22 protein-coding genes, 1 tRNA gene and 2 pseudogenes are annotated in these 23,765 nt (G+C 57.6%); 14 read left to right on the top strand and 11 right to left on the bottom strand.

Features of this window, described 5'->3' with window-relative positions:
• Window positions 1-4: 4 nt before the first annotated feature.
• The 7 genes from NQ050_RS07595 to NQ050_RS07625 all read right to left on the bottom strand — a co-directional run bounded on the left by NQ050_RS07595 (window position 5) and on the right by NQ050_RS07625 (window position 5,562).
• Window positions 5-1,300, bottom strand: coding sequence for a DNA polymerase (locus tag NQ050_RS07595; protein WP_257038686.1), 1,296 nt, complete (start codon window positions 1,298-1,300; stop codon window positions 5-7).
• Between the two features lie 749 nt (window positions 1,301-2,049).
• The gene (locus NQ050_RS07600) at window positions 2,050-2,601 is read right to left on the bottom strand and encodes a DUF2815 family protein (protein ID WP_053793947.1); all 552 of its coding nucleotides are present in this window, start codon (window positions 2,599-2,601) and stop codon (window positions 2,050-2,052) included.
• A gap of 17 nt (window positions 2,602-2,618) precedes the next feature.
• Window positions 2,619-3,752, bottom strand: coding sequence for a DUF2800 domain-containing protein (locus tag NQ050_RS07605; RefSeq protein ID WP_053793948.1), 1,134 nt, complete (start codon window positions 3,750-3,752; stop codon window positions 2,619-2,621).
• Window positions 3,745-4,155 carry a hypothetical protein gene (locus tag NQ050_RS07610; RefSeq protein WP_257038688.1) on the bottom strand — a complete coding sequence of 137 codons (411 nt, stop codon included), beginning with the start codon at window positions 4,153-4,155 and terminating at the stop codon, window positions 3,745-3,747. Before NQ050_RS07610 ends, NQ050_RS07605 begins: the two co-directional genes overlap by 8 nt.
• Entirely contained in the window at window positions 4,152-4,325 is a 174-nt protein-coding gene (locus tag NQ050_RS07615; RefSeq protein ID WP_257038689.1) for a hypothetical protein, read from the bottom strand. The genes NQ050_RS07610 and NQ050_RS07615 overlap by 4 nt, the downstream gene beginning before the upstream one ends.
• A 209-nt stretch (window positions 4,326-4,534) precedes the next feature.
• Complete coding sequence (locus NQ050_RS07620; RefSeq protein ID WP_257038690.1) at window positions 4,535-5,143, bottom strand: sigma-70 family RNA polymerase sigma factor; 609 nt, start codon at window positions 5,141-5,143, stop codon at window positions 4,535-4,537.
• 272 nt (window positions 5,144-5,415) lie between these two features.
• Entirely contained in the window at window positions 5,416-5,562 is a 147-nt protein-coding gene (locus NQ050_RS07625) for a hypothetical protein (protein ID WP_257038691.1), read from the bottom strand.
• 186 nt (window positions 5,563-5,748) lie between these two features.
• Between NQ050_RS07625 and NQ050_RS07630 the strand changes: the two genes are divergently transcribed.
• The 11 genes and pseudogenes from NQ050_RS07630 (at window position 5,749) to tet(L) (ending at window position 16,808) form a co-directional block, all read left to right on the top strand.
• Entirely contained in the window at window positions 5,749-6,783 is a 1,035-nt protein-coding gene (locus NQ050_RS07630; RefSeq protein WP_257038692.1) for an ABC-three component system protein, read from the top strand.
• On the top strand, window positions 6,780-7,202 hold the full coding sequence (locus tag NQ050_RS07635) for an ABC-three component system middle component 2 (RefSeq protein WP_306428554.1): 423 nt from the start codon (window positions 6,780-6,782) through the stop codon (window positions 7,200-7,202). The genes NQ050_RS07630 and NQ050_RS07635 overlap by 4 nt, the downstream gene beginning before the upstream one ends.
• Complete coding sequence (locus tag NQ050_RS07640; protein WP_257038694.1) at window positions 7,199-9,025, top strand: AAA family ATPase; 1,827 nt, start codon at window positions 7,199-7,201, stop codon at window positions 9,023-9,025. Before NQ050_RS07635 ends, NQ050_RS07640 begins: the two co-directional genes overlap by 4 nt.
• Complete coding sequence (locus NQ050_RS07645) at window positions 9,018-9,266, top strand: helix-turn-helix transcriptional regulator (protein WP_257038695.1); 249 nt, start codon at window positions 9,018-9,020, stop codon at window positions 9,264-9,266. The genes NQ050_RS07640 and NQ050_RS07645 overlap by 8 nt, the downstream gene beginning before the upstream one ends.
• A 28-nt stretch (window positions 9,267-9,294) precedes the next feature.
• Complete coding sequence (locus NQ050_RS07650) at window positions 9,295-10,860, top strand: class I SAM-dependent DNA methyltransferase (RefSeq protein ID WP_257038697.1); 1,566 nt, start codon at window positions 9,295-9,297, stop codon at window positions 10,858-10,860.
• Complete coding sequence (locus NQ050_RS07655) at window positions 10,857-11,387, top strand: type I restriction-modification system subunit M N-terminal domain-containing protein (RefSeq protein ID WP_257038698.1); 531 nt, start codon at window positions 10,857-10,859, stop codon at window positions 11,385-11,387. Before NQ050_RS07650 ends, NQ050_RS07655 begins: the two co-directional genes overlap by 4 nt.
• 360 nt (window positions 11,388-11,747) lie before the next feature.
• Window positions 11,748-13,667, top strand: a complete 1,920-nt coding sequence (gene tet(W), locus NQ050_RS07660) for a tetracycline resistance ribosomal protection protein Tet(W) (RefSeq protein WP_033523205.1) — start codon at window positions 11,748-11,750, stop codon at window positions 13,665-13,667.
• Window positions 13,668-13,717: 50 nt separating this feature from the next.
• Window positions 13,718-13,861, top strand: a pseudogene (locus NQ050_RS07665) (class I SAM-dependent methyltransferase); the annotation flags it as partial.
• A gap of 109 nt (window positions 13,862-13,970) precedes the next feature.
• A complete protein-coding gene (locus NQ050_RS07670; RefSeq protein WP_257038700.1) occupies window positions 13,971-15,293 on the top strand; it encodes an ISL3 family transposase in 1,323 nt (440 codons plus the stop codon).
• Window positions 15,294-15,350: 57 nt separating this feature from the next.
• A pseudogene (locus tag NQ050_RS11260) lies at window positions 15,351-15,398 on the top strand (tetracycline resistance efflux system leader peptide); the annotation flags it as partial.
• Window positions 15,399-15,431: 33 nt separating this feature from the next.
• A complete protein-coding gene (tet(L), locus tag NQ050_RS07675; protein ID WP_001574277.1) occupies window positions 15,432-16,808 on the top strand; it encodes a tetracycline efflux MFS transporter Tet(L) in 1,377 nt (458 codons plus the stop codon).
• Window positions 16,809-17,171: 363 nt separating this feature from the next.
• On the opposite strand, the gene NQ050_RS07680 is transcribed toward tet(L), so the two are convergent.
• A tRNA-Gly gene (locus NQ050_RS07680) sits at window positions 17,172-17,245 on the bottom strand.
• A gap of 59 nt (window positions 17,246-17,304) precedes the next feature.
• On the opposite strand from NQ050_RS07680, the gene dcd reads away from it, so the two are divergent.
• Together dcd and NQ050_RS07690 are read left to right on the top strand one after the other, a co-directional pair.
• Window positions 17,305-17,868 carry a dCTP deaminase gene (dcd, locus tag NQ050_RS07685; protein WP_257038702.1) on the top strand — a complete coding sequence of 188 codons (564 nt, stop codon included), beginning with the start codon at window positions 17,305-17,307 and terminating at the stop codon, window positions 17,866-17,868.
• A 52-nt stretch (window positions 17,869-17,920) separates the two neighbouring features.
• A complete protein-coding gene (locus NQ050_RS07690) occupies window positions 17,921-19,240 on the top strand; it encodes a UDP-glucose/GDP-mannose dehydrogenase family protein (RefSeq protein WP_257038703.1) in 1,320 nt (439 codons plus the stop codon).
• Here NQ050_RS07690 and NQ050_RS07695 read toward each other — a convergent pair.
• The 3 genes from NQ050_RS07695 to NQ050_RS07705 all read right to left on the bottom strand — a co-directional run bounded on the left by NQ050_RS07695 (window position 19,237) and on the right by NQ050_RS07705 (window position 22,391).
• A complete protein-coding gene (locus NQ050_RS07695) occupies window positions 19,237-20,460 on the bottom strand; it encodes a YibE/F family protein (protein ID WP_257038704.1) in 1,224 nt (407 codons plus the stop codon). The two genes, NQ050_RS07690 and NQ050_RS07695, sit on opposite strands and share 4 nt — an antisense overlap.
• Before the next feature lie 5 nt (window positions 20,461-20,465).
• Window positions 20,466-21,656 (bottom strand): pyridoxal phosphate-dependent aminotransferase, encoded by a 1,191-nt coding sequence (locus NQ050_RS07700; protein WP_257038721.1) that lies wholly within the window; start codon window positions 21,654-21,656, stop codon window positions 20,466-20,468.
• Between the two features lie 108 nt (window positions 21,657-21,764).
• The gene (locus tag NQ050_RS07705) at window positions 21,765-22,391 is read right to left on the bottom strand and encodes a DUF1707 domain-containing protein (RefSeq protein WP_257038705.1); all 627 of its coding nucleotides are present in this window, start codon (window positions 22,389-22,391) and stop codon (window positions 21,765-21,767) included.
• A gap of 112 nt (window positions 22,392-22,503) precedes the next feature.
• On the opposite strand from NQ050_RS07705, the gene NQ050_RS07710 reads away from it, so the two are divergent.
• Window positions 22,504-23,718 (top strand): PhoH family protein, encoded by a 1,215-nt coding sequence (locus tag NQ050_RS07710; RefSeq protein ID WP_373456425.1) that lies wholly within the window; start codon window positions 22,504-22,506, stop codon window positions 23,716-23,718.
• Window positions 23,719-23,765 lie beyond the last annotated feature (47 nt).

Below are 23,765 nucleotides of genomic sequence, written 5' to 3' on the forward strand. Positions count from 1 at the left end.
GCTCCTAATCTTTCATGTAGTAGTCACACTCGTAACCGTCAGCATCCAGCGGTAGGCCGTCTGCCCAGGTGGGGAGCCTGGTCATGAGTGCGACGATGTCTTCGACGCTCGCACCATCGGTGGGTTCGTCGACGACGATCTCGTCGTGAATATGCATCACGATCCGATGCCCGGCCGCATCGACGTGGTGCATGGCATGGGTGAGGAGGTCCCGGGCGGTGGCTTGGACGAGGTTCTCGGTGAGCTTGCCGCCGTAGGTTTCGATCGGGCCCCACTTGCGGGTGGTGCCATCCACCCCGTCGAAGAGAATGCTGGTCATACCGAAGCGGTTCTCACCGAGCCTGGGTCGCGGGTAGCACAGCTCCCGCCCCGACGGCAGAGCAATGAACAGGCACCCAGAGCGGTAAGACAACCGGATGCGTCCGACCTGAGTTGGGGTTCGGGTCTCAACTGTGGTGATGCCTGCTTGCTCGATCTCGTGCCAGAACTGCACGACCATCGGGTTGGCGTCCCGCCACGCATCAACCAACGGTTTGAGCTCTGCCTCGTCCAGGCCCATGCGCAAGGCTCCCATGGCTTTGAGCGCTCCGACCGAGCCGCCGTACCCGCAGGCCAGGACCGCGATCTTCCCTTTCTGACGCAGCTCCGCATTGGCCCCGTGCTTCTCGACCGGGACACCGAACATGCGGCTCGCGGTCTGGCAGTAGAGGTCTTTGCCCTCACGGAAGGCCTGCAGGGTGCCGTCTTCACCGGCGAGCCACGCCAGCACCCTGGCCTCGATCGCGGAGAAGTCAGCGACGATGAACCGGTGGTCCACGCTGGGGATGAAGGCGGTGCGGATGAGTTGGCTCAGGGTGTCTGGTAGCGGGGCATAGAGCACCTCCAACGCCTCACTATCACCGGCGGCGAGGAGGCCCCGGGCAGAAGCGAGGTCGGGCATGTGGTTGCGCGGCAGATTCTGCACCTGAATCAACCTGCCCGCGAAACGGCCGGTGCGGCCGGCACCCATGTACTGGATGAGCCCGCGCGCCCGCTGATCTTGGCCTGCGACGGCGAGCATGGCTTGGTACTTCTTCACCGAGGACTTCGACAAGTCCTGGCGAAGCCTCAGCACCTCAGCGACCTGCCCGGTCGCAGTCTCGAATGCGGCCTCCACCTCGGCCTTGGTCAGCGACTCCAAGGCGCAGTCGTGCTCAGCGAGCCAGTCTTTGAGCTGGATGGGGCTATTGGGGTTCTCCAATCCGGTGAGCTGCTGGGCGCGCTCGATGCAGGTGTCACGGTGACGGGTATCGACCTCCACCGCGTTAGCAGCCAGAGTCGTATCAATACGGACTCCGGTGTCGTTGATGCGCTGATCCAACCAGTACGTCTCCCACTCCGCATCGGGCATCGGGTTACGGGCCAGTCTCGCGGCAAGTTGGACTTCAACGTCGACATCGCGGCGGTTGTAGGAGATGTACTGCTCCCAGCCGACCGGGTCATCAGAGGGCAGGATGCGGCCTCCATCCTTGCCGGGGATAGAAAACCGGCGGATAAGCCTCTGCCCGGCGGGGTCTTTCTCGAGCGGTAGCCGTAGTGCTTTGGCTGCGCCGTCCAGGTTCATGGGTAGTCCTAGGGAAGCTGCCCAGACCATGGTGCACCGCCACCCACGTGGATCCAGAAACCCCTCAGACAGTAGGTCTGGGTGGTGGCGGCGCAGAAAGGCCGAAAGGCAGACACGCTCGAAGGCCGCGTTGAACGCCGACTTCGTAACAGTCGGGTCGGTGAGCGCCTGAAGGATCATGGTCGGGATGGGCTCACCCCGGGCCAGGTCGATGACCTGGGTGGGTGCCCCGTCGATGCTGTAACCAAACAAGAGGATGCGGAAGGCCTCGTCTTCGGCGTACCTGTACACACCAGCGGTGGCGAGGTTGGTGGGGCTGAAGGTCTCAAGGTCCAGGGAAAGCGTGCGCATTGGGTGTCCTATCTATAGATGTGGTTGTGGCGGGACACCCCGAGTCGAGCAATGCTCAGACCACAAGGTGCCCCGCCACGAAGCCGGAGTCGGGGTTAGGCCAGGAAGTCATCCCCAGCACTGAACGCTGCGAAGTCATCCGCAGCCGAGGTGCGGCCACCGCCCAGCGGCTCGCCATCGCGGAGCTTCTGCACGTTGCCGAGCCCGCAGGCGATGCCGCGGTTGCCGTTGGTGTTGAAGGCGTAGAAGTTCAGTGAGACGCGGGCGTAGCAGCCGGAGTACACCTCCGCGGGTGAGAGCACCGGGTTGAGGTCCTGGTCGACGACCTCGGGCGGCAGGGTGGAGTTGGCGTTGATGAAGAAGCACCCGGCATAAGCCTCGTCGTCACGCTCGGTGTCCCCGTCACGCAGCGGGAGCTTGAGGGCGGCCTTGTTTGGGCGCTTTCCACCGAACTTTCCGATGCCTGCCTCGATGGCGGCGTCGATGGCCCGTTCGATCTTGCCGATCGTCTCCCGATCGCTCTTCGGGATGATCAGGGACACGGAGTACTTGGGCTTGGAGCCCTGGATGGACTGGGGCTCGAAAAGGTGTGCGTAGGACAGGCGGACTTCGCCGGTAACAACGCGAGTCGGATTCTGAGTGTTCATAATGGTGACCTCCTTGGTCAGTTGGTGTTGTTGTTGAAATCGGTGGCAGCACTCACGCGTGCGAGTGGCGGTCTCTTGTCGGATTCGGGCACGAGAGTGGGTTTGCCTTCGGGCTTGATGACCAGGTCCCCGAGCGTCTCGGTGAAGGCCCTCTTACCCATGAGGCGTTCCATGGCGGTGATGCCGATCAGGCGCTTGTCCCAGATGTCGCTGTAGCCAGCCTTCTTGGCGGCCTCCGCCACTGCCGCTTCGTCGGTGTATTTGCGGATGGAGCGCCCGGCGACGACCTTGAACCCGGGGATCTGAGTGCCGGCCTGGGCCTGAGCCAACGCCCAGGCTTCGACGTCCGTCGCCCAGGCTTTGAGCTCAGGGATCTTCGCCAGCACCTCAGCAACCTCAGCCACAGTGAGTTCTGCGGGTGGTGCGAACTCGTGCTTGGCGAGTGCGAGGTTCGCTTCGGCCCTGGCCCGGCAGGTGGGGGCGATACGGCAGAACTGGCACCACGGGCCGGCGGTGTATTCGCCTTCGCCGCGGGCAGCCAGCTCAGCGATGGGTTTGACCGTGTTCTCGCCCCAGGCGATCAGGTCCGGGGTGCTGATCGTCCAGGTTTCGACGTTGGCCCGGCGAGGCTGGAAGATGCTCAACGCGACTTCCTCGATGTCGTAGAGCGCATCGAACGCTGCCAAGGCTCCCAACCCATAGAGCATGAGCTGGGGATTCTCCACAGGGCTGACTTCGACACCCATCCCGTATTTGAGATCGATGACCCGGAGGGTGGGTTCGGCAACGATCACGCAGTCCCCGGTGCCGAAGCCGCCCGGTGCGAGGTGGGAGTAGTCGAGGCGTTGCTCGACATACACCTGCGGGTCAGGGCAGTGCTCCCGAGCAGACTGAATGTGCTCGGCCACGAACTGCACGTAGTCGTCGGTGTGGCCCTCCATCTCCTCATCAATCCACTCAGAGGTAGGCCGCTTCGCGCGGCGCTTCAAAAACCGCAGCAGCTTGTACTCAGCCAGCGAATGCGCAGCCGTACCCTGCAAGGCAGCGTCCGACGGCGTATCTGCCACGCCATCGACGGCGAGCGCGGAGGGCGGGCAGTGCAACCACCGGTGAGCACTCGAAGCGCTCAAGAGTGCGTGGCTATCAGGCATGGGCGATCTCCTCAGCCCCAGCCATGATCTGGCCAAACTTCGCCGGGTCCACCTCTGAGAGAGCCTTCGCACCCGCGTCAAGGATCAGCTGGCGCACCTGGGCGGTATAGCCCTGCTGAGAGAGCTCCGCCAAGAACGAGCGCACCTCCTCGAGCGTGTACTCACGCACTGCAGTAGCCGACTCAGAACCATGCTGAGCCTCAGCTGCGAGTCGTTCTTCGAGCTCTGCCTGGAAAGCGGGCTCCTCCAGACGGGCGGCGGCAACCGGACGTGGGCCAGCCAGTGCGTACTCGTCTTCGACGCCTTCCCATCCATCTGATTCAAGCGCCTGGGCAATCTGGGAGAGGCCCTCCATGGTGCGGTTAATGCCCGCGATCAGGGCGTTGCGGTGCTGCGGGTTCATGCCACATCACCACCAACGCGGTGGAGCTTGCTGCCTGCCGGGTGACGCTGGACCGCGTCAGCCAGAGCCATCAGCTCCTCATCCGAACATTCCGCCCCGCAGCACGAGGCCTCATCGACCCTGCGCAGCGTCACGTCCCGTACCTCCCGGCCGGGGACCAGAACGGTCACGTCCCGCATAGGACCGAACAACCAGGTCAAGAGCCGCTCTCGCAAACCCACCCGGCCGATGTTGATGGCCTTGCCCGGGTCAGGTTCTCGCGACAGACTCACTGTCACCGTCTTGTGTGTCATCAGCTTCCTCCTTAGAAACTTGGTGGAAGGAAGGTGGTGCCCGGATTGGCTTGATGCTCCTTCCACCCTCAAGGCGGCAACGAGCCCTAGTTGATAACCCCAGGGCCGGAAAGCAGATCGCGGAGTTTTTTCTCGGCGCGGTCACGGATCTTTTTCACCATCGGCTGGGACACGCCCAGCACGGCTGCGATGTCCCGCTGGGAGAGGCCGTAGATGCGGGAGGCGAGGACTACCTGCCGCTCGCGCTCGGACAACGCCGATAGTGCTTGGCGTACGACAAAGCTGGTCGCCCATGCGTCTGTGGCATCGTCTGGCGTGGTGGAGGTGAAGATGCCGTCGCGGTACCCGGATGCGGCGCGCAGGCCGACCTGGCCGGACTCGATGTCGTCGTCACTGGGGTCGTTGTCATCGACCGAGAGGAAGGCGGTGTGGGTGCGCCAACGGCGCGACGTGCTGCGCTCAGAGGCGTTGAGCTCTTCGAGAATCTCACTCAAGGACCGCCGCTCGACCGTGCCGGGATCCTCGGCCTGTGCCCGGCGGCTTTGATAGTCGCCCTCGATCCAGTCCTCAGCCTCGGACTGGCTGATACGGAAGCTGGTATCGCGGGTTGCTCGCCGTGCGTCAGCGGCGACCGTGACCTCGAACGCGAGTTTGACGGTGATGTAGTTGTGCAGGGTGGAGGCGTTGCCTGCCATGTTTGGCTCCTGTCGCTTGCTGCGACGGAGGCCCGGCCCCACCTGGACGTTGGTGGAGCGCGAAGATCAACCCGGGGACGAAAACAGGGCAGGCCAAGCACCCAGGCATTCGTGCCTGAGCGACTGACCTGCCCTGGACGTCCAGAAGGGCGGATCTCCGCGCGGTTTGTATGGATGTGTGGATGTGGGCAGCTGTCCCACTAGTTGTTGAAAGCCCCGATAGGAGGCGAAGGGGGTGCCCAGCCGGTACCAGGCCAGACACCCCCAACCGGTTACTTCTTTCCGCCCTTGGGCTTGGGAGCCCGCTGGGACAGAGCAGAAGCAGCGGCGGTCTTAGCTACCTTGGAATACCGCTGGTCACGCATGACCTTCGATGCGGCAGAAGCAGCAGCCTTGCTGGTTCGACGTTGACTCGTCATCTCGGTTCACCTCCTTCCAGTCAGCTCGATTCGTCCTTTTTGCCGAGTTTTTCTCTCGGTTCGCCTACACCGGCTGGTAACATGGACCACAGTGGTCGATGCGCCCACGCCGGTGGATGGCTTGTTTTCAACACTAAGAAAGCCCCCTGTTTTGACAGGAGGCGAAAGAAGGCGAAAGGAGGCAAGATGGCTCGCCTTCCTCAGTCAGAGTTTGCTCTTGGTCTGTTATTGCGGACTATCCGGCCCTCCTTATCTCTCGACGTCAAAGGCGACCGTGGATTCGTTCTTGACTTCTTTGACCGGGCCTGCGACGAAAAGCTCCTCCCAGGTCGGCTACCTGAAAGCGAGTGCAGCAAGAACACCATCCCTGCTGGATGGCTGAGAGGTATCGACCGACGAGACCTCAACAAGATCTGGAATGGAAAACGGCCCCTACCGGAGGACACCGCAAGACGCATCTTGCCCGCCATCAGTGAGCAGAGAATCATCGCCCTGTGGAGAGATACCTCTACCGGCGATGCGATCAGGGATCTTGCACTCAAGCTTCGTAAGGACGGCCTACAGATCAACAAACCGATTGATGTTCCGAAGGCCGTGTATGTGCTCATCAAAGAAGTCGTCAGATCCAACGCTGAGGGAAATGACCTTCTGCGGGACCAAGGCGGCGACGAGAAAATCGTCATCCCCGGCGTACAGACCTACCCGTTATCTACCGGCCGCATTTCCGGCAATTCGCTCAAGATCGGGACCTCGAGCATCGAAATTTCTCCAGCTCCGCCCGTCCCCGAGGAGTTAGCTCCTGAAGAGGTCTACGTGCAACGCGCTCTTGACGCGATCGCCGAAAAACTTGGGAAGGAGCCCGTCTCCTTCGAGCATCTAAAGAGTCTTCCGGGCAAATACGTGAAGTTTTTGGTCCGTCAGCGCACCCATTACTGGTCCGCTGTCGGACGTCACCGTAACCTGCAGGAGATTCGCCCAGATGACGGGGATGAACAGTTTGAACGAATCAAGGACGATCTTGACGACTTCCTCGAAACCACGTGGATGTCCGATGCTTTCCCTGACGGCTACGAGCGAATGCTGAAGACGCTTGGGCAGGCTAGCCATTACCAGGTAGGGGGATCTGTTCTAACGAGCATCCCTGACCTGTTTGCTGCGAACCACAAGCAAGGCATGACGCACATGCTGGTCAACGAGGACCGAATCGAGTGGTCATCATGAGCAGCACAATCTTTAACTCCCAGTTCGAAAACTGCATGCGCTTACTAGTCGCCTTAGACAAGCTTGAAACCGCGGTGACAGCGACCGAGCTTGCTGACGCCGATTTCGCAGCAACCTACGCCAGACACTTCGGTCTCGGCAGAACCGACCTGCACGGGTCCACGGCCTTCGTTAATGCGATTTACACGCAGCGCCGAAGCAAAGCTCACGAGGCAATCCAAACGCTCGTGGCACACGGTTACGCCTATGCAGACCATGCTGGTGACGTGCCGCGCTTCACCATCTCCGAGTCTGGTGCCCACCTGGTGAGCCACGTGTCGTCTAGCTACGCCCAGCACTACCAACGCTATGTCGCAGCAGCATTGGCGGCCCTACGCAACGACAAGCTGCACCTGATCGGTGCGAAGGAGGAAGCATGAGCGGACTTTGGATTAGCGAGATTCGCGCATACCCAAACCACGGCGCCCCTTCCACGATCACGCTCACACAGGGCTTGAACGTCATTGCCGGACCATCAAACACTGGGAAAACCCGCGTCGCCCGCACTATCGACTTTGTCATGGGCGGGGACCTCGTCCCTTTCACTGACGACTCGGACTACTGCACCGCAGAAATCGACCTCGTTACTACTGAGGGAGAAATCATCACCCTACGACGCAGTATCGGAGTGGACTACGTTGTCAGTCCTCATCCTGGCACTGAAGGCAAGGTCTACAGCGTGAAGCGAGACGAGAAGGATCCTGAGACGGATCTGAACTCGTTCCTGGTGTCGCTACTCGATTTCAAGCCCAGCCGCAAGGTCATCAAGAATTCCAGCTGGGAGAGCCAGTCGCTGACATGGCGCAGCCTTTTCCACCTGCTGTACGTGCCTGAGAGCTACATCGATCGGCTCGACTCAACAATCCTGCGAAGGGGCGGAGCCAACGATTACGTCACTCGCACTGCGGAACTGTCGACACTGCTTGTGCTCGCGCAAGACGAAAACTTCGATGACATTGAGGCTCAAGAATCCGACAAAGATCGCCGTATCCGCCAGAGATCAGTCAAGCAGTTCATCACCAGGCAAGTTGAGGCAGCTCGCAAGAAGGAGACGGAGCTCAGGGAAGTAGAGGAGCAGTACCGGGGCCGTGATATAGAAGCGGAACTCGCCGCCCTCAACGCCGAGTTCGACCAGCTTCGTCGAGACCAGATCGAGCTCAACGCCACCGGGCGGACGATCACTATCAAGATCAAAGAGATCGATGAAAACGTCGCTGCCTTCGCCGTAGACAAATACCAGCGGCAAGAACTCATCAGCCACCTGGAAGCTGACCTCCAACGGCTCGAGTTCCTCGCCGAGGCAAGCGTTGATCCCGACACGTTGAACATCAACATGTGCGGTTACTGCAAGCAACCAGTAGACGCGAGCATGAACCATCCCAGTCAGGAACAAATCGACGTCCAGCGCACTTGCCTAGAAGAGCAACTCGCGGGTGCACGTTCCAACCTGGCCGAGTTGGACTACACGATGTCGGAACTGACCCAACAACGCGCTGACCTGGTGCTCAAGCATGCCGAACTTCAAAATAGAATCGCTCACACGATCACGCCGCGCCAGGAACAGCTGACGCGTGAGGTTCGCGCGCTCAAGGAGGTAGCGGGTATACAAGCGCGTCTCGAGCAGCTCCAGGAAACAATCCTGGCCCTGACTGATCTGGGACCGCAAGCGGATGAGAAGCGGGAACCATACAAGCCTGCTGAATTCTTCAACGCGGACTTCATCTACTCAATGAACACCACAATTCGTCGGATCCTCCATGAAATCGGCTTTCCCTCTGCTGACGCGGCGGTATTCGACGAGGCCACCCTCGACGTGACGATTGACGGGTACCGGAAGGACACCAAGGAGGGTAAAGGCTTCGCTGCCTTGCTCAACACCGTGGTGATGGTCGCCTTCCATGAGTACCTTGATCAACGCTCGCCCCACGCGCCGCACTTCCTCATCATTGATTCTCCTCTGAAAAACTTTGACGACAGCCAGCTCACTGCACCGGACTCCATGCGACAGAAGCTGCTCGGCTACATCGCCCGCACGACCACCAACCGTCAGGTCATCCTGTGTGAGAACCTCAATCTTCTCAGTGGGGTGGACCTCGACGCACTTCCCAACACGACAGCCATCCGATTCAGCAAAGACCCGTACCAGGGCCGCTACGGCTACCTCGACGGGGTCTACGAGCCGGGAGAACACCCACATGAGTAGCCAATCCACCAAGCTCAAGATCAGCTACAAACCCCTGTGGAAAACACTGATCGACAAAGGAATGCGCAAACAGGACCTCCGCGAAAAGGCGAAAATCTCGGCATCCACGATCGCCAAACTCGGCCGGGACGAGAACGTCACAACCGCAGTACTCGTGCGCATATGCGAAGCACTCGAATGCGGGCTAGGCGACGTGGCTGTTATAGAACGACGTCCAAGCCAAGAGAACATTAGCCAATAGAACTAAGAAACAATCCAAGGAACATTTAGTGACCAACAATCAACTAACCCTCAGTGAATTGGAGCAGTACCTCGCTGCTGCTGCCGATTTGCTGCGCGGCGGGATCGACCAGGCCGACTTTAAGGCCTACATCTTTCCGCTGATGTTCTTCAAGCGTCTCAATGACGTGCACCAGGAAGAATACGAACTGGCGCTCGCGCAGTCAGGCGGCGACGAAGATTTCGCTGCACTGCCAGAGAACTACTCCTTTGTCATCCCTGAGCAGGCTTCGTGGGAGAACGTTCGCTCGACAACGAAGGACGTGGGGCAAGCTCTCGTGACCGCGTTCCGCTTGATCGAAGCGAATAATCCTCACCAACTCGGTGGGATTTTCGGCAGCGCTGCCTGGACTAACAAAGCCAAACTGCCCGATGAGCGCCTGCTGGATCTGCTCGAGCACTTCTCCACTAAGACTCTGTCAAATGCGAATGTGGCACCGGACGTGTTCGGGCAGGCCTACGAGTACCTGATCAAGCGGTTTGCAGACCTCTCCCGCAAGAAAGCGGGCGAGTATTACACCCCGCGCTCAGTGGTGCGCATGATGGTGGAAATCCTGGATCCCCAGCCGGGCCAGACCACTTATGATCCTGCCTGTGGCACGGCTGGCATGCTCATCGAGGTCATCGCCCATGCCAAGGAACAGGGGCATGATCCGCGCCTGCTCTGGGGCAAACTGTATGGGCAGGAAAAGACACTCACGACGGCTTCGATTGCTCGCATGAACCTGCTACTGCACGGGGTTCCGGAATTCAACATCGTGCGTGAGGACACCCTGCGAGCTCCCGCTTTCCACGCCGGTGAGCGCCTGCAACAGTTCGACAACGTGATCGCGAATCCACCGTTTTCGCTGAAAAACTGGGGGCGCGATGCGTGGGAGACGGACCCGTGGGGCCGAAACCTGCTCGGAGGTACCCCACCTGCGGGCTATGCGGACTGGGCATGGATCGAACACATGGTGGCATCCGCCAAACCCGGCACGGGCAAGGTAGCCGTGGTCGTGCCACAAGGCGCACTGTTCCGTGGTGATGTGAATAGTAAGTCTGGGGATAACGAGGCAACGATTCGCCGCGAGTTCCTCGAGCGTGACCTCATCGAGGCAGTGATCGAGATGGCCCCCAACCTGTTCTACGGCACGGGGCTGGCTCCCGCGATTGTGGTGCTGCGTACCAGCAAACAGCCTGAGCGAGCAGGCAAGATCCTTTTTGTGGACGGCTCGGAGCTGTTCACTAAGGGGCGTAACCAGAACACCTTGGAGCGTGAGCACGCCGTCCGCATCGTGCAGGCTTACCAGGAGTTCAGCGTGCAGGAGCATTTTGCGCACGTGGCCAGCCTGGACGAGGTGCGCGCCCAGGAATACAACCTCACCGTCGCCCGCTACGTCGCCAAACCACAGAGTGAAACCGGCACCAGCCTGGAAGACGCCATCGAACAGCTGACGGAAACGTGGCAGCAAGTGCAAGCCTCACGTGCACGCCTTGAGGAAGAACTCGCGAAGTGGGGCCTGGGGTTTGATGCTGCAGCGGCAGTGGATGAGGTCGCGGAGGAGGCGAGATGAGTAAGCGAATCACCCAAGAACAGCTTGAGTCCTACCTGTGGGGCGCGGCTGAACTTCTGCGCGGCCTGATCGATGCCGGTGACTACAAGCAGTACATCTTCCCGCTGGTGTTTTTGAAGCGCATCAGCGACGTCTACGACGAAGAACGCGCCCAGGCGCTCGCCCTGTTCGGCGATGAGGACCTAGCCGACCTGCCAGAGAACCACCGCTTCGCCATCCCCGAGGGGGCCCACTGGCAGAACCTGCGCGAAACCACCACCAACATTGGCGAGACCGCGCGCACCATCATGCGCGCCATCGAAGCAGCCAACCCCACAACCCTCACTGGCGTGTTCGGAGACGGCGACTGGTCCAACAAAGAACTGCTGCCGGATGCCACCCTGGCAGACCTCATCGAGCACTTCTCCAAACGCACACTGAGCCTTGCAAACCTGCCCGAGGACGAGCTCGGCCAGGGCTACGAGTTCCTGATTAAGAAGTTCGCCGATGATTCGGGGCATACCGCCCAGGAGTTCTATATGTGGTAAAATGCCATATAAGGGGAAGAAAAATTTCTTTTAGGTACTTGCTTTCCTAAAACTGATGTGATACAATGATTTAATCCAGAAAAGGAGTAAAAAATATGCGGCAAGGTATTCTTAAATAAAACTATAATCAAATAGTGGGAACAAAGGATTATGATAGCTCCTTTTGTAGGGGCTTAGTTTTTTGTACCCAATTTAAGAATACTTTTGCCTTATCAATTTTGACATATCCCCAAAAACAGCAATCACAAACAGGTGTATGCTGTATATGTGTATGTCCGCAACTTATAATCCCCAGTGGTAAAAGTATTTTACTGCTGGGGATTTTTATGCCCTTTGGGGCTGTAAAGGGAGGACAATCACATGAAAATAATCAATATTGGAATTCTTGCCCATGTAGACGCTGGAAAGACGACCTTGACGGAGAGCCTGCTATATGCTAGCGGAGCCATTTCAGAACCGGGGAGCGTCGAAAAAGGGACAACGAGGACGGACACCATGTTTTTGGAGCGGCAGCGTGGGATTACCATTCAAGCGGCAGTCACTTCCTTCCAGTGGCACAGATGTAAAGTCAACATTGTGGATACGCCCGGCCACATGGATTTTTTGGCGGAGGTGTACCGCTCTTTGGCTGTTTTAGATGGGGCCATCTTGGTGATCTCCGCTAAAGATGGCGTGCAGGCCCAGACCCGTATTCTGTTCCATGCCCTGCGGAAAATGAACATTCCCACCGTTATCTTTATCAACAAGATCGACCAGGCTGGCGTTGATTTGCAGAGCGTGGTTCAGTCTGTTCGGGATAAGCTCTCCGCCGATATTATCATCAAGCAGACGGTGTCGCTGTCCCCGGAAATAGTCCTGGAGGAAAATACCGACATAGAAGCATGGGATGCGGTCATCGAAAATAACGATAAATTATTGGAAAAGTATATCGCAGGAGAACCAATCAGCCGGGAAAAACTTGTGCGGGAGGAACAGCGGCGGGTTCAAGACGCCTCCCTGTTCCCGGTCTATTATGGCAGCGCCAAAAAGGGCCTTGGCATTCAACCGTTGATGGATGCGGTGACAGGGCTGTTCCAACCGATTGGGGAACAGGGGAGCGCCGCCCTATGCGGCAGCGTTTTCAAGGTGGAGTATACAGATTGCGGCCAGCGGCGTGTCTATCTACGGCTATACAGCGGAACGCTGCGCCTGCGGGATACGGTGGCCCTGGCCGGGAGAGAAAAGCTGAAAATCACAGAGATGCGTATTCCATCCAAAGGGGAAATTGTTCGGACAGACACCGCTTATCCGGGTGAAATTGTTATCCTTCCCAGCGACAGCGTGAGGTTAAACGATGTATTAGGGGACCCAACCCGGCTCCCTCGTAAAAGGTGGCGTGAGGACCCCCTCCCCATGCTGCGGACGTCGATTGCGCCGAAAACGGCAGCGCAAAGAGAACGGCTGCTGGACGCTCTTACGCAACTTGCGGATACTGACCCGCTTTTGCGCTGCGAGGTGGATTCCATCACCCATGAGATCATTCTTTCTTTTTTGGGCCGGGTGCAGTTGGAGGTTGTTTCCGCTTTGCTGTCGGAAAAATACAAGCTTGAAACAGTGGTAAAGGAACCCACCGTCATTTATATGGAGCGGCCGCTCAAAGCAGCCAGCCACACCATCCATATCGAGGTGCCGCCCAACCCGTTTTGGGCATCCATCGGACTGTCTGTTACACCACTCCCGCTTGGCTCCGGTGTACAATACGAGAGCCGGGTTTCGCTGGGATACTTGAACCAGAGTTTTCAAAACGCTGTCAGGGATGGTATCCGTTACGGGCTGGAGCAGGGCTTGTTCGGCTGGAACGTAACGGACTGTAAGATTTGCTTTGAATACGGGCTTTATTACAGTCCGGTCAGCACGCCGGCGGACTTCCGCTCATTGGCCCCGATTGTATTGGAACAGGCATTGAAGGAATCAGGGACGCAACTGCTGGAACCTTATCTCTCCTTCACCCTCTATGCGCCCCGGGAATATCTTTCCAGGGCTTATCATGATGCACCGAAATACTGTGCCACCATCGAAACGGTCCAGGTAAAAAAGGATGAAGTTGTCTTTACTGGCGAGATTCCCGCCCGCTGTATACAGGCATACCGTACTGATCTGGCCTTTTACACCAACGGGCAGAGCGTATGCCTTACAGAACTGAAAGGATATCAGGCCGCTGTCGGTCAGCCGGTCATCCAGCCCCGCCGTCCAAACAGCCGCCTGGACAAGGTGCGCCATATGTTTCAGAAGGTAATGTAAAGATACATAATCGTCAAGACGGCAACAATCAGAAGTTATGGAGGGTAACAATGGAATATAGTAAGGAAGATTTAATGGAAGCAAAAAAGCAAATTTGGGGAGTGGGAGAGAACATGGGAACAGAGGAAAGTAAAAAAATCTGGGAGGAGAACGCACAATTTTGGGATAATGCAATGGGTGACGAATCTAATGAGGCTCTTCGTATTTGAGGGTGTGGGTGGGGTGCGGCGTGTCGGTTGGGGGTAGAGGTCGAGGTCTTCCGATGATGGGGGTGCTAACAAAACCCAATCGAAAGACCTCGACATGGCCCACACTACCTTGGTTTGTTCCTCTGGCGCGTTTTCGTCTCCGGATCTGAGTAGGTTCTGTGGTCTGGACGAGCTCGGTCTTCAAGCAGTAGGACAGCGTCTGAAACCAGACCGGGCAGTGCTGGCCTGCCGAGTGCTTGGGCAGGACCGGTGGTGCCGGCGGTGTGGCTGCCAGGGGCTGGTACGTGGGTCTGTTGTACGTCGTCTCGCTCACGAACCCTTGGGCTGGAGGCCTACCACGTTAGAAGTCCGGGTGCGCCGTTACCGGTGCACTGGCTGTGGGCATGTGTGGCGTCAAGACCTCACATCAGCAGCTGCTCCTCGTTCGTGTTTGTCGCGCAAAGCGCTGCGATGGGCGCTGGAAGCGATCGTGATCGGGCGTTTGAGTGTCACGCATATCGCTCGTAGCCTGGGGGTGGCCTGGCATACGGCTAACACGGCTGTTCTTGCTGAAGGCAGGAGGCTCTTGCTTGATGATGAGCGTCGTTTTGACGGGGTGCGGGTGATCGGGGTCGATGAGCACGTATGGCGCCATACCCGGGGCGAGGACAGGTACGTCACGGTCATCATCGACCTGACCCCCATCCACGATAAGACTGGCACGGCGCGATTGCTGGACATGGTCCCTGGCCGTTCCAAGCAGTCGTTCAAACAATGGCTTGCCAGCCAGCCCGACCGGTGGCGTCAAGGAATCAAGATTGTCGCGATGGACGGGTTTAGCGGGTTCAAAACCGCTGCCAGTGAAGAACTTCCCCACGCCAGGCCCGTCATGGATCCTTTCCACGTGGTACGCCTGGCCGCAGACGCTGTGGATGAGTGCAGGCGGCGAGTCCAGCAACAACTTCACCACCGGCGCGGGCGCAGTGGTGACCCCTTGTACGGGGCACGTCGTACCTTGCTCACCGGCGCGACCCTGCTCACCCAGACCCAGCAACAGCGCTTAGAAGCCCTTTTCGCTACCGACCAGCACATCGAGGTTGCCACCACCTGGAGCGTCTACCAACGCATGGTGTCCGCCTACCGGCACAAAGACCCTCACGCAGGCAAAACCATCATGACCGGGCTCATTGACTCCCTCAAGACCGGCGTGCCTGCCCCGCTGTCCGAACTGGTCAGGCTCGGACGCACTCTTAACCGGCGCCGAGCAGACATCCTGGCCTACTTCGACCACACCCGAACCAGCAATGGCCCTACCGAGGCCATCAACGGCCGCCTCGAACACCTGAGAGGCTCCGCCCTCGGATTCCGCAACCTGACCCACTACATCACCAGAAGCCTGCTCGAGACCGGCGGCTTCAGAACCCAACTACACCCTTAAATACGAAGAGCCTGTTTTAATCAAGTTTAGGAGGAATTAATTATGAAGTGTAATTAATGTAACAGGGTTCAATTAAAAGAGGGAAGCGTATCATTAACCCTATAAACTACGTCTGCCCTCATTATTGGAAGGTGAAATATGAATACATCCTATTCACAATCGAATTTACGACACAACCAAATTTTAATTTGGCTTTGCATTTTATCTTTTTTTAGCGTATTAAATGAAATGGTTTTGAACGTCTCATTACCTGATATTGCAAATGATTTTAATAAACCACCTGCGAGTACAAACTGGGTGAACACAGCCTTTATGTTAACCTTTTCCATTGGAACAGCTGTATATGGAAAGCTATCTGATCAATTAGGCATCAAAAGGTTACTCCTATTTGGAATTATAATAAATTGTTTCGGGTCTGTAATTGGGTTTGTTGGCCATTCTTTCTTTTCCTTACTTATTATGGCTCGTTTTATTCAAGGGGCTGGTGCAGCTGCATTTCCAGCACTCGTAATGGTTGTAGTTGCGCGCTATATTCCAAAGGAAAATAGGGGTAAAGCATTTGGTCTTATTGGATCGATAGTAGCCATGGGAGAAGGAGTCGGTCCAGCGATTGGTGGAATGATAGCCCATTATATTCATTGGTCCTATCTTCTACTCATTCCTATGATAACAATTATCACTGTTCCGTTTCTTATGAAATTATTAAAGAAGGAAGTAAGGATAAAAGGTCATTTTGATATCAAAGGAATTATACTAATGTCTGTAGGCATTGTATTTTTTATGTTGTTTACAACATCATATAGCATTTCTTTTCTTATCGTTAGCGTGCTGTCATTCCTGATATTTGTAAAACATATCAGGAAAGTAACAGATCCTTTTGTTGATCCCGGATTAGGGAAAAATATACCTTTTATGATTGGAGTTCTTTGTGGGGGAATTATATTTGGAACAGTAGCAGGGTTTGTCTCTATGGTTCCTTATATGATGAAAGATGTTCACCAGCTAAGTACTGCCGAAATCGGAAGTGTAATTATTTTCCCTGGAACAATGAGTGTCATTATTTTCGGCTACATTGGTGGGATACTTGTTGATAGAAGAGGTCCTTTATACGTGTTAAACATCGGAGTTACATTTCTTTCTGTTAGCTTTTTAACTGCTTCCTTTCTTTTAGAAACAACATCATGGTTCATGACAATTATAATCGTATTTGTTTTAGGTGGGCTTTCGTTCACCAAAACAGTTATATCAACAATTGTTTCAAGTAGCTTGAAACAGCAGGAAGCTGGTGCTGGAATGAGTTTGCTTAACTTTACCAGCTTTTTATCAGAGGGAACAGGTATTGCAATTGTAGGTGGTTTATTATCCATACCCTTACTTGATCAAAGGTTGTTACCTATGGAAGTTGATCAGTCAACTTATCTGTATAGTAATTTGTTATTACTTTTTTCAGGAATCATTGTCATTAGTTGGCTGGTTACCTTGAATGTATATAAACATTCTCAAAGGGATTTCTAAATCGTTAAGGGATCAACTTTGGGAGAGAGTTCAAAATTGATCCTTTTTTTATAACAGGAATTCAAATCTTTTTGTTCCATTAAAGGGCGCGATTGCTGAATAAAAGATACGAGCCCCATACTTTTTGACGCAGGGCTGAACCTTTTGACGCAAGGCCATACTTTTTGACGCTTCCTGCCTCGACGCACCGAGCGGGCCCCTGAGGTACCCCTCCGAGGTCCCGATCAGCCTCAGCGGTGAGCTGCTCCGCAGCTCCGCGTGCCCGACCCCAAGACCCCCAAAACCGTCCCAGAACAGCGAAAACGCCACCCTAGACACTTCCCAGCAGGGCTAGAAATCTTTGTATCCAGAGTGACGTTCTAGTGGAGCCGATGACGGGAATCGAACCCGCGCCGCCTGCTTGGGAAGCAGGAGTTCTACCATTGAACTACATCGGCATGGCAACAATTCTGAAGCCGCGATCAAGCTTAGCACGGTTGTTGTTACACTTGTGAACGTGCTGTATTCAGACCGCGATATTCGCCAAGCCATTGATGCCACTGAGCTCGTGATTGAGCCTTACGATCCCGCCCTCATTCAGCCTTCCAGCGTGGATGTGCGGATGGATCGTTTCTTCCGGGTGTTCAACAACTCTCGGTACACCCACATTGATCCAAAGTTGCAGCAAGATGAGCTGACTAGCTTGGTGGAAGTGGAAGAGGGGGAGCCGTTTGTGCTGCACCCAGGTGAGTTTGTGCTGGGTTCCACCCTGGAGAAGTTCACATTGCCGCCGCATATGGCTGGCCGTCTGGAGGGGAAGTCGTCGTTAGGGCGCCTTGGCCTGCTCACGCACTCTACGGCGGGCTTCATTGATCCAGGGTTCTCGGGGTACATCACCTTGGAGCTTTCCAATGTGGCGAATCTGCCAATCACACTGTGGCCTGGCATGAAGGTGGGGCAGTTGGCCTTGTTTAAGATGACTTCGCCGGCGGAAACTCCTTACGGTTCTGGGGCGTTGGGCTCGAAGTACCAGGGGCAGCGCGGCCCTACGCCGTCCAAGGCATATTTAAATTTCCGGTAGTTTTGGCTTCTGTTTCGCCTCTGTTCATGTGAGGCCTTTAGTTGTTATAACTATGCGAATGACCGTGATTGGCACCGGTTATCTCGGTGCAACCCATGCAGCATGTATGGCGGAACTTGGGCACGAAGTGCTGGGGATTGACGTAGACGAGCACAAGATTGCCTTGCTTTCCAAGGGGGAGGTGCCGTTCTACGAGCCCGGTTTGCCGGAGGTGCTCAGCAGGGGCCGGGAGGCCGGACGCCTTGCGTTCAGCACGGATTTTGCGCAGGCGGCGCAGTTCGCAAACGTGCATTTCCTGGGTGTGGGTACCCCGCAGCAAAAAGGTTCATACGCTGCGGATTTGCGCTATGTGCGTTCTGCGGTTGAGCAGTTGGTGCCGCACCTTGAGGGCCACCATGTGATCTTGGGGAAGTCTACGGTGCCCGTCGGTACTGCCGCCGAACTTCAGGAACTGGCGGATTCTTTAGCCCGGCCAGGGGCGAGCGTGGAGATTGCGTGGAACCCTGAGTTTCTCCGTGAGGGCTACGCGGTGAAAGACACGATCACCCCGGACCGCATTGTGCTCGGTGTGCGCCCTGGCGGCGAGGCGGAGCAGGTGGCGCGGGAAGTGTACGCCACCCCACTTGAGCAGGGGATTCCTTTCCTGGTTTCCAATTTGGCCACGGCTGAGCTGGTGAAAGTTTCTGCCAACGCGTTCCTGGCCACCAAGATTTCCTTCATCAATGCGGTCAGTGAGGTGTGCGAGGCAGCAGGTGCCGACGTCACCCAGGTGGCGCGTGCCATCGGCTACGACGATCGCATTGGCCACAAGTTCCTGGGCGCCGGATTGGGCTTTGGTGGCGGCTGCCTCCCCAAAGACATCCGCGCATACATTGCCCGCGCCGGTGAGCTGGGCGCCACTGAGGCCTTGACCTTCCTCCGGGAGGTGGACGCCATCAACATGCGCCGCCGCGAGCACATGGTGAATCTGGCAAAACGTGCCGTGGGTGGCCACTTGATTGGTGCCTCCATCACGGTGCTGGGCTGCGCGTTTAAGCCAAACTCGGACGATGTGCGCGATTCCCCCGCCCTCAACGTGGCGGGGCAGCTTTCCCTCAAGGGTGCCCAGGTGACGGTGTTTGATCCCCAAGCAATGGACAACGCCCGGAAAATCTTCCCCACCCTGCACTACGCTGAATCCGCCGAGGTAGCACTCCAGGGCGCTGACCTGGTGATTCTTGCTACTGAGTGGGATGAGTTTGTACAGCTGGATCCCACCCAGGTTCGCGGCTGGGTGCGCACCCCAGTGCTGATCGACGGCCGTAACGCCCTTGACTCCTCCATGTGGGCTGAGGCGGGCTGGGATTACAAGGCGTTGGGCCGCACCTTTTAGCCCCTGCTGCGGTGCCTCCCCCTAGCAGTCTTGGGGTGTGGGGCGCTGGGGGCGTCGGTACGCGATGTGCGTTCTGGCACCGTGAATGCCGCCAAGGCAGTGGCTAGTGGTACCGCCAATGTGAGGGCCAGTGCGCCGATCCCTGAGCGGAGGAGTTCGGTGGCCATGATGTCGCTGGTCAATGTTTGGCCGAGGGGGCGGTCCGCGATGCTGAGCAGCAGCAACATTGGAAGTGATGCGCCGGTGTACGTGAGAACTAGGGTGTAGACCATTGAGGAGATGTGGTCGCGCCCCACGGACATCGCGCCGCGGAACAGTTCGGTGGGGGTGGCGTGGGGGTCGCGTTCGGCGAGTTCGGCAACGGTGGAGGCTTGGGCAATGGTGACGTCGTTCATCACCCCCAACGCGCCGATAATGAATCCACAGAGCATCAAGCCGGTAATGGACACATCCGGCAAATAGAGCAGCAGTTGGAGGTTGTCCTCATCAGCGAGGCCACGCAGGTGCGTGCTGTCAATGGCCAGATGCGCCAACACCGCTGCCACACCAAGAGCCATCAGTGTGCCACCCAAGGCGCTCCACGCTTTCCACGTCAGCCCATGCACAAGCGGCACCGCCACCGTGAGGATCAGCGCGCCACCCACAATGGCTATGGCCAGCGGGGAAGTGCCTCGCACAATCGCTGGCAGTACAAACACCGCCACGATGGCCAAAGTCACCGTCAGGCCTATCAGCGCCCGCACCCCGCGCCACAGCGCAAACACCACCAGGGCCGCCGCAATCAGTGCACCCCACATCAGCAACACCGAAGTCCGCTCGTAATCCGCAAATGCGTAGCGTGTGCTGCCATCCTCGGCGCTACCCACCAGCATCTTGATTGAGTCCCCCACCTGGAGGTCCGGTTCGCCGGGTTGGGAGTGATTGATGATGAGAGTGCGCGTTTCCGGGGCGATCTCCACGATGTTCCACGTGCATTCGGTACCTGCACCCGGACTTACTTTGGGTGAGGTGCTAAAGGTACTCCCGGCGGCATCGGAATTACATGCGCCAGGAGTTACCGCCACCACCTCTCCCTGAACCTGTTCTTGGCCCAGGGAGAAAGTCTGCGCAAAGTTTGGGCTCACATTCGGCTCACCGCGCGGCCACAACAGGAAGGTGCCAACCACGGTAGCCAGCGCGCTGAGCAGGAGAAACGCTGAAAGGATTCTGCGGCTTAGCATAGGAATTACTGCTTGTAGCTGCTGAGGAAGTTCCCCAAGCGCTCGATGGCATCTTCCAGTTGGCGGGCCCAAGGCAGCGTGACCACGCGGAAGTGATCCGGCTTTGGCCAGTTGAAGCCGGAACCGTGCACCATGAGAATCTTCTCTGCGCGCAGGAGGTCCAGCATGAGCTGGGAGTCATCGTGAATGTCGTAATAGTTGAGGTCCAACTTGGGGAACGCGTAGAGCGCACCCATGGGCTTGACGCAGCTCACACCAGGAATCTCATTGAGCTTTTCCCAGGTGACGTTGCGCTGCTTCAGCAGGCGCCCGCCATCGCGAGTGAGTTCGTAGATGGACTGGCGCCCACCAAGTGCCACCTGAATGGCGTGCTGTGCCGGTACATTTGCGCACAGGCGGGTGCCGGCGAGCAGGTCCAGGCCCTGGATGAAACCCTTGGCGTACTGCTTTGGGCCGGTGACAACCATCCAGCCGGCGCGGTAGCCTGCCACGCGGTAGGCCTTGGATAGGCCGTTGTAGGTGATGCACAAAAGGTCCGGTGCCAGGGAGGCGATGTTGATGTGTTCGGCATCGTCATACAAGATGCGGTCATAGATCTCATCGGCCAGGATCAACAGGTCATGCTCACGGGCAATATCCACAATCTCCTGCAGCACCTTGCGGGAGTACACCGCACCCGTTGGGTTGTTGGGGTTGATCACCACAATGGCTTTGGTTTTTTCCGTGACCTTGGAGCGGATGTCCTCAATGGAGGGGTTCCAGTTGTCCTCCTCATCACAGAGGTAGTGCACGGGCTTGCCGCCGGCCAGGGAAGTAGCGGCGGTCCACAGCGGGTAGTCCGGTGCGGGGATCAGCACTTCATCACCATTGTTGAGCAGCGCTTGGGTGGTCATGGAGATCAACTCGGAGACGCCGTTGCCCAGGTAGACGTCGTCAACGTCGAACTGCGGGAAGCCTTCAATCACCTCATAGCGGGTCACAATCGCGCGGCGCGCAGGGATAATGCCCTTGGAAGTGGAGTAGCCCTGGGAGGTGGGGAGGGCCGCAATCATGTCTCGCATGATCACGTCTGGGGCATCAAAGCCAAACAGGGCAGGGTTGCCGGTGTTGAGTTTGAGGATGCTGTGCCCGTCAAGCTCAAGGCGCTCAGCTTCCTCCGCCACGGGGCCACGGATTTCATACAGGACGTCTTTCATCTTCTCCGATTGATCGAAGATCCGACGGCTCCTGCGGGCCTGCTGGCGTGTTGGCTTCTGCTGCTTTTTCTCAGTCACCCCGCCAATTCTAGCGTCCGCGCTTGTGCTTTAGCGCTTAAAGCGTTTCAGCAGATCGTTGGTGATCTCCAACGCGGTGTTGTTCAGCTCTGCAGCTCGTTGCTGACGGATGGCTTTTTGCTCTGCGCGCTGCTGCACGAGCACCGCCTGGCTGGCCATGAGTTGGCGCTGCTGCATCATGCGCAGTTCCCGCATGCGCTCACGTTCCAGTGCGCGGGCGCTCGGGGTGTACCAGTTGTCTGGCCCCACCTTCATCACGTAGAGCAGGATGAACACAATGGGGATGAGGGCCATTAGTGATGGAATCAGGATTCCTGCTTGGGGAATCGTGGAAAACGCAATACTGCCCACAAAGGCACCCACGGTGGTCAGCCCCATGATGCCTGCGCGGGTATGGCGCCCGCGTTGGCGCAGCTCCTCAATTTCCCCGGCGGTGTAGGCGCGCCCAGCCTCCCCGAGCCGCGCGATGCCGTTTGGCAGGTCCTGGAACAGCACCTGTAGATCTGAGCGCATGACGGCGCTGGTGGCGTCGGTAAGCCTGCGTTCGTACTCCTCCATGGAGAGCCGCCCTTGGGCAAAGTGCGCCCCCAGATCATTGATCGCTTGCTCGCGTTCGGTGTCACTGATCCGGAAGTCTGGGGAGTAGGGGGAGGTCATGGTTTCAAGATTTTAGTGGAGAATTGGCCGTAGAGGGGAGGGGTCAGGAAATTCACAGCTCATTCACCGGCAGGCAACTTCCCGGCCTCATTGCTTCCGGAACGGCTGCGTAGTGTGCACACATGTGACCACTTACGTGCTTGATACCTCCGTGTTGTTGTCCGACCCTTGGGCGTTCACCAAGTTTGCCGAGCACCCGGTGGTGCTGCCGCTGGTGGTGATCAACGAGCTTGAGGCCAAACGCCACCACCCTGAACTCGGCTGGTTTGCCCGCGAAACGCTGCGCCACCTGGAGGAACTGCGGGTGGAACATGGCACGTTGCACAAGCCGGTGCCTGCGAACAACCAGCAAGGCACGGTGCGGGTGGAGCTGAACAACCAAAACATGGAGGTGCTGCCCTCCGCGATGCGTGAACCTTCCGGCGACCACCGCATCCTCGCCTGCGCCCTCGGCATTGAGGACGCGGTGCTGGTGACCAAGGACATCCCGCTGCGCGTCAAAGCCGGCGCCGTGGGCCTGCCCGCTGAGGATTACCGCGCCCAAGATGTGCAATTCAGCGGCTACAGCGGCTTTGTGGAAGAACCCACCGACCCCGCCACGCTCCCCATCCACTGCGGCCTCAAGCTTTCCGACGGCACCTTGGCCCGTGTGGGGCACGGCGGTAGTGTGCGGCCGGTGCCGAACAAAGAAGTGTTTGGCGTTTGGGGGCGTTCCGATGAGCAACGCATTGCCATTGACCTGCTCACCGATGAGCAAGTGGGGATCGTGTCTATCGGCGGGCCGGCGGGTACTGGGAAGTCCGCACTCGCGCTGTGCGCCGGTCTGGACGCCGTGTTGGAACAGCGCACACAGCGGCGCATTGTGGTGTTCCGCCCGCTCTACGCGGTAGGCGGCCAAGACTTGGGCTACCTTCCGGGGAGCGAATCGGAGAAGATGGCGCCCTGGTCCCAGGCGGTTTACGACACTCTCGAGGGCATAGTGAGTGACAACGTGATCGCCGAGGTGGAACAGCGCGGCCTTCTGGAAGTTCTGCCACTAACCCACATCCGCGGACGCTCCCTGCATGACAGCTTTGTGATCGTGGACGAGGCCCAATCTCTTGAGCGAACCGTCCTCCTCACCGTGCTTTCGCGCCTCGGCCGAGGCTCCCGTGTGGTGCTCACCCACGACGTCGCCCAACGCGACAACCTCCGCGTAGGCCGCCATGACGGCATCCAAGCCGTCATCGAAAAACTCAAAGGCAACCCCCTGTTTGCCCACATCAACCTCCGCCATTCTGAACGCTCCGCCATAGCCGAGCTTGTGACCAGCATGTTGATGGAATAGAAGCTCGGTTACTAGAGGGGTGCTGGTGTCGGTTCCAGTGCCGGTGC

Origin of the sequence: Corynebacterium sp. 122RC1 (genome assembly GCF_024580955.1) — a bacterium.
Taxonomy (GTDB): domain Bacteria; phylum Actinomycetota; class Actinomycetes; order Mycobacteriales; family Mycobacteriaceae; genus Corynebacterium; species Corynebacterium kozikiae.

Bases quoted from the DNA above. Each gene is read 5' to 3' on its own strand.
- NQ050_RS07610 (WP_257038688.1), bottom strand. From the start codon at position 4,155: ATGAACCCGCAGCACCGCAACGCCCTGATCGCGGGCATTAACCGCACC.
- NQ050_RS07705 (WP_257038705.1), bottom strand. From the start codon at position 22,391: ATGACCTCCCCCTACTCCCCAGACTTCCGGATCAGTGACACCGAACGC.
- NQ050_RS07625 (WP_257038691.1), bottom strand. From the start codon at position 5,562: ATGACGAGTCAACGTCGAACCAGCAAGGCTGCTGCTTCTGCCGCATCG.
- NQ050_RS07700 (WP_257038721.1), bottom strand. From the start codon at position 21,656: ATGAAAGACGTCCTGTATGAAATCCGTGGCCCCGTGGCGGAGGAAGCT.
- NQ050_RS07640 (WP_257038694.1), top strand. From the start codon at position 7,199: ATGAGCGGACTTTGGATTAGCGAGATTCGCGCATACCCAAACCACGGC.
- NQ050_RS07620 (WP_257038690.1), bottom strand. From the start codon at position 5,143: ATGGCAGGCAACGCCTCCACCCTGCACAACTACATCACCGTCAAACTC.
- NQ050_RS07635 (WP_306428554.1), top strand. From the start codon at position 6,780: ATGAGCAGCACAATCTTTAACTCCCAGTTCGAAAACTGCATGCGCTTA.
- NQ050_RS07630 (WP_257038692.1), top strand. From the start codon at position 5,749: ATGGCTCGCCTTCCTCAGTCAGAGTTTGCTCTTGGTCTGTTATTGCGG.
- NQ050_RS07605 (WP_053793948.1), bottom strand. From the start codon at position 3,752: ATGCCTGATAGCCACGCACTCTTGAGCGCTTCGAGTGCTCACCGGTGG.
- NQ050_RS07690 (WP_257038703.1), top strand. From the start codon at position 17,921: ATGCGAATGACCGTGATTGGCACCGGTTATCTCGGTGCAACCCATGCA.
- NQ050_RS07655 (WP_257038698.1), top strand. From the start codon at position 10,857: ATGAGTAAGCGAATCACCCAAGAACAGCTTGAGTCCTACCTGTGGGGC.
- NQ050_RS07695 (WP_257038704.1), bottom strand. From the start codon at position 20,460: ATGCTAAGCCGCAGAATCCTTTCAGCGTTTCTCCTGCTCAGCGCGCTG.
- NQ050_RS07600 (WP_053793947.1), bottom strand. From the start codon at position 2,601: ATGAACACTCAGAATCCGACTCGCGTTGTTACCGGCGAAGTCCGCCTG.
- NQ050_RS07670 (WP_257038700.1), top strand. From the start codon at position 13,971: ATGGCCCACACTACCTTGGTTTGTTCCTCTGGCGCGTTTTCGTCTCCG.
- NQ050_RS07645 (WP_257038695.1), top strand. From the start codon at position 9,018: ATGAGTAGCCAATCCACCAAGCTCAAGATCAGCTACAAACCCCTGTGG.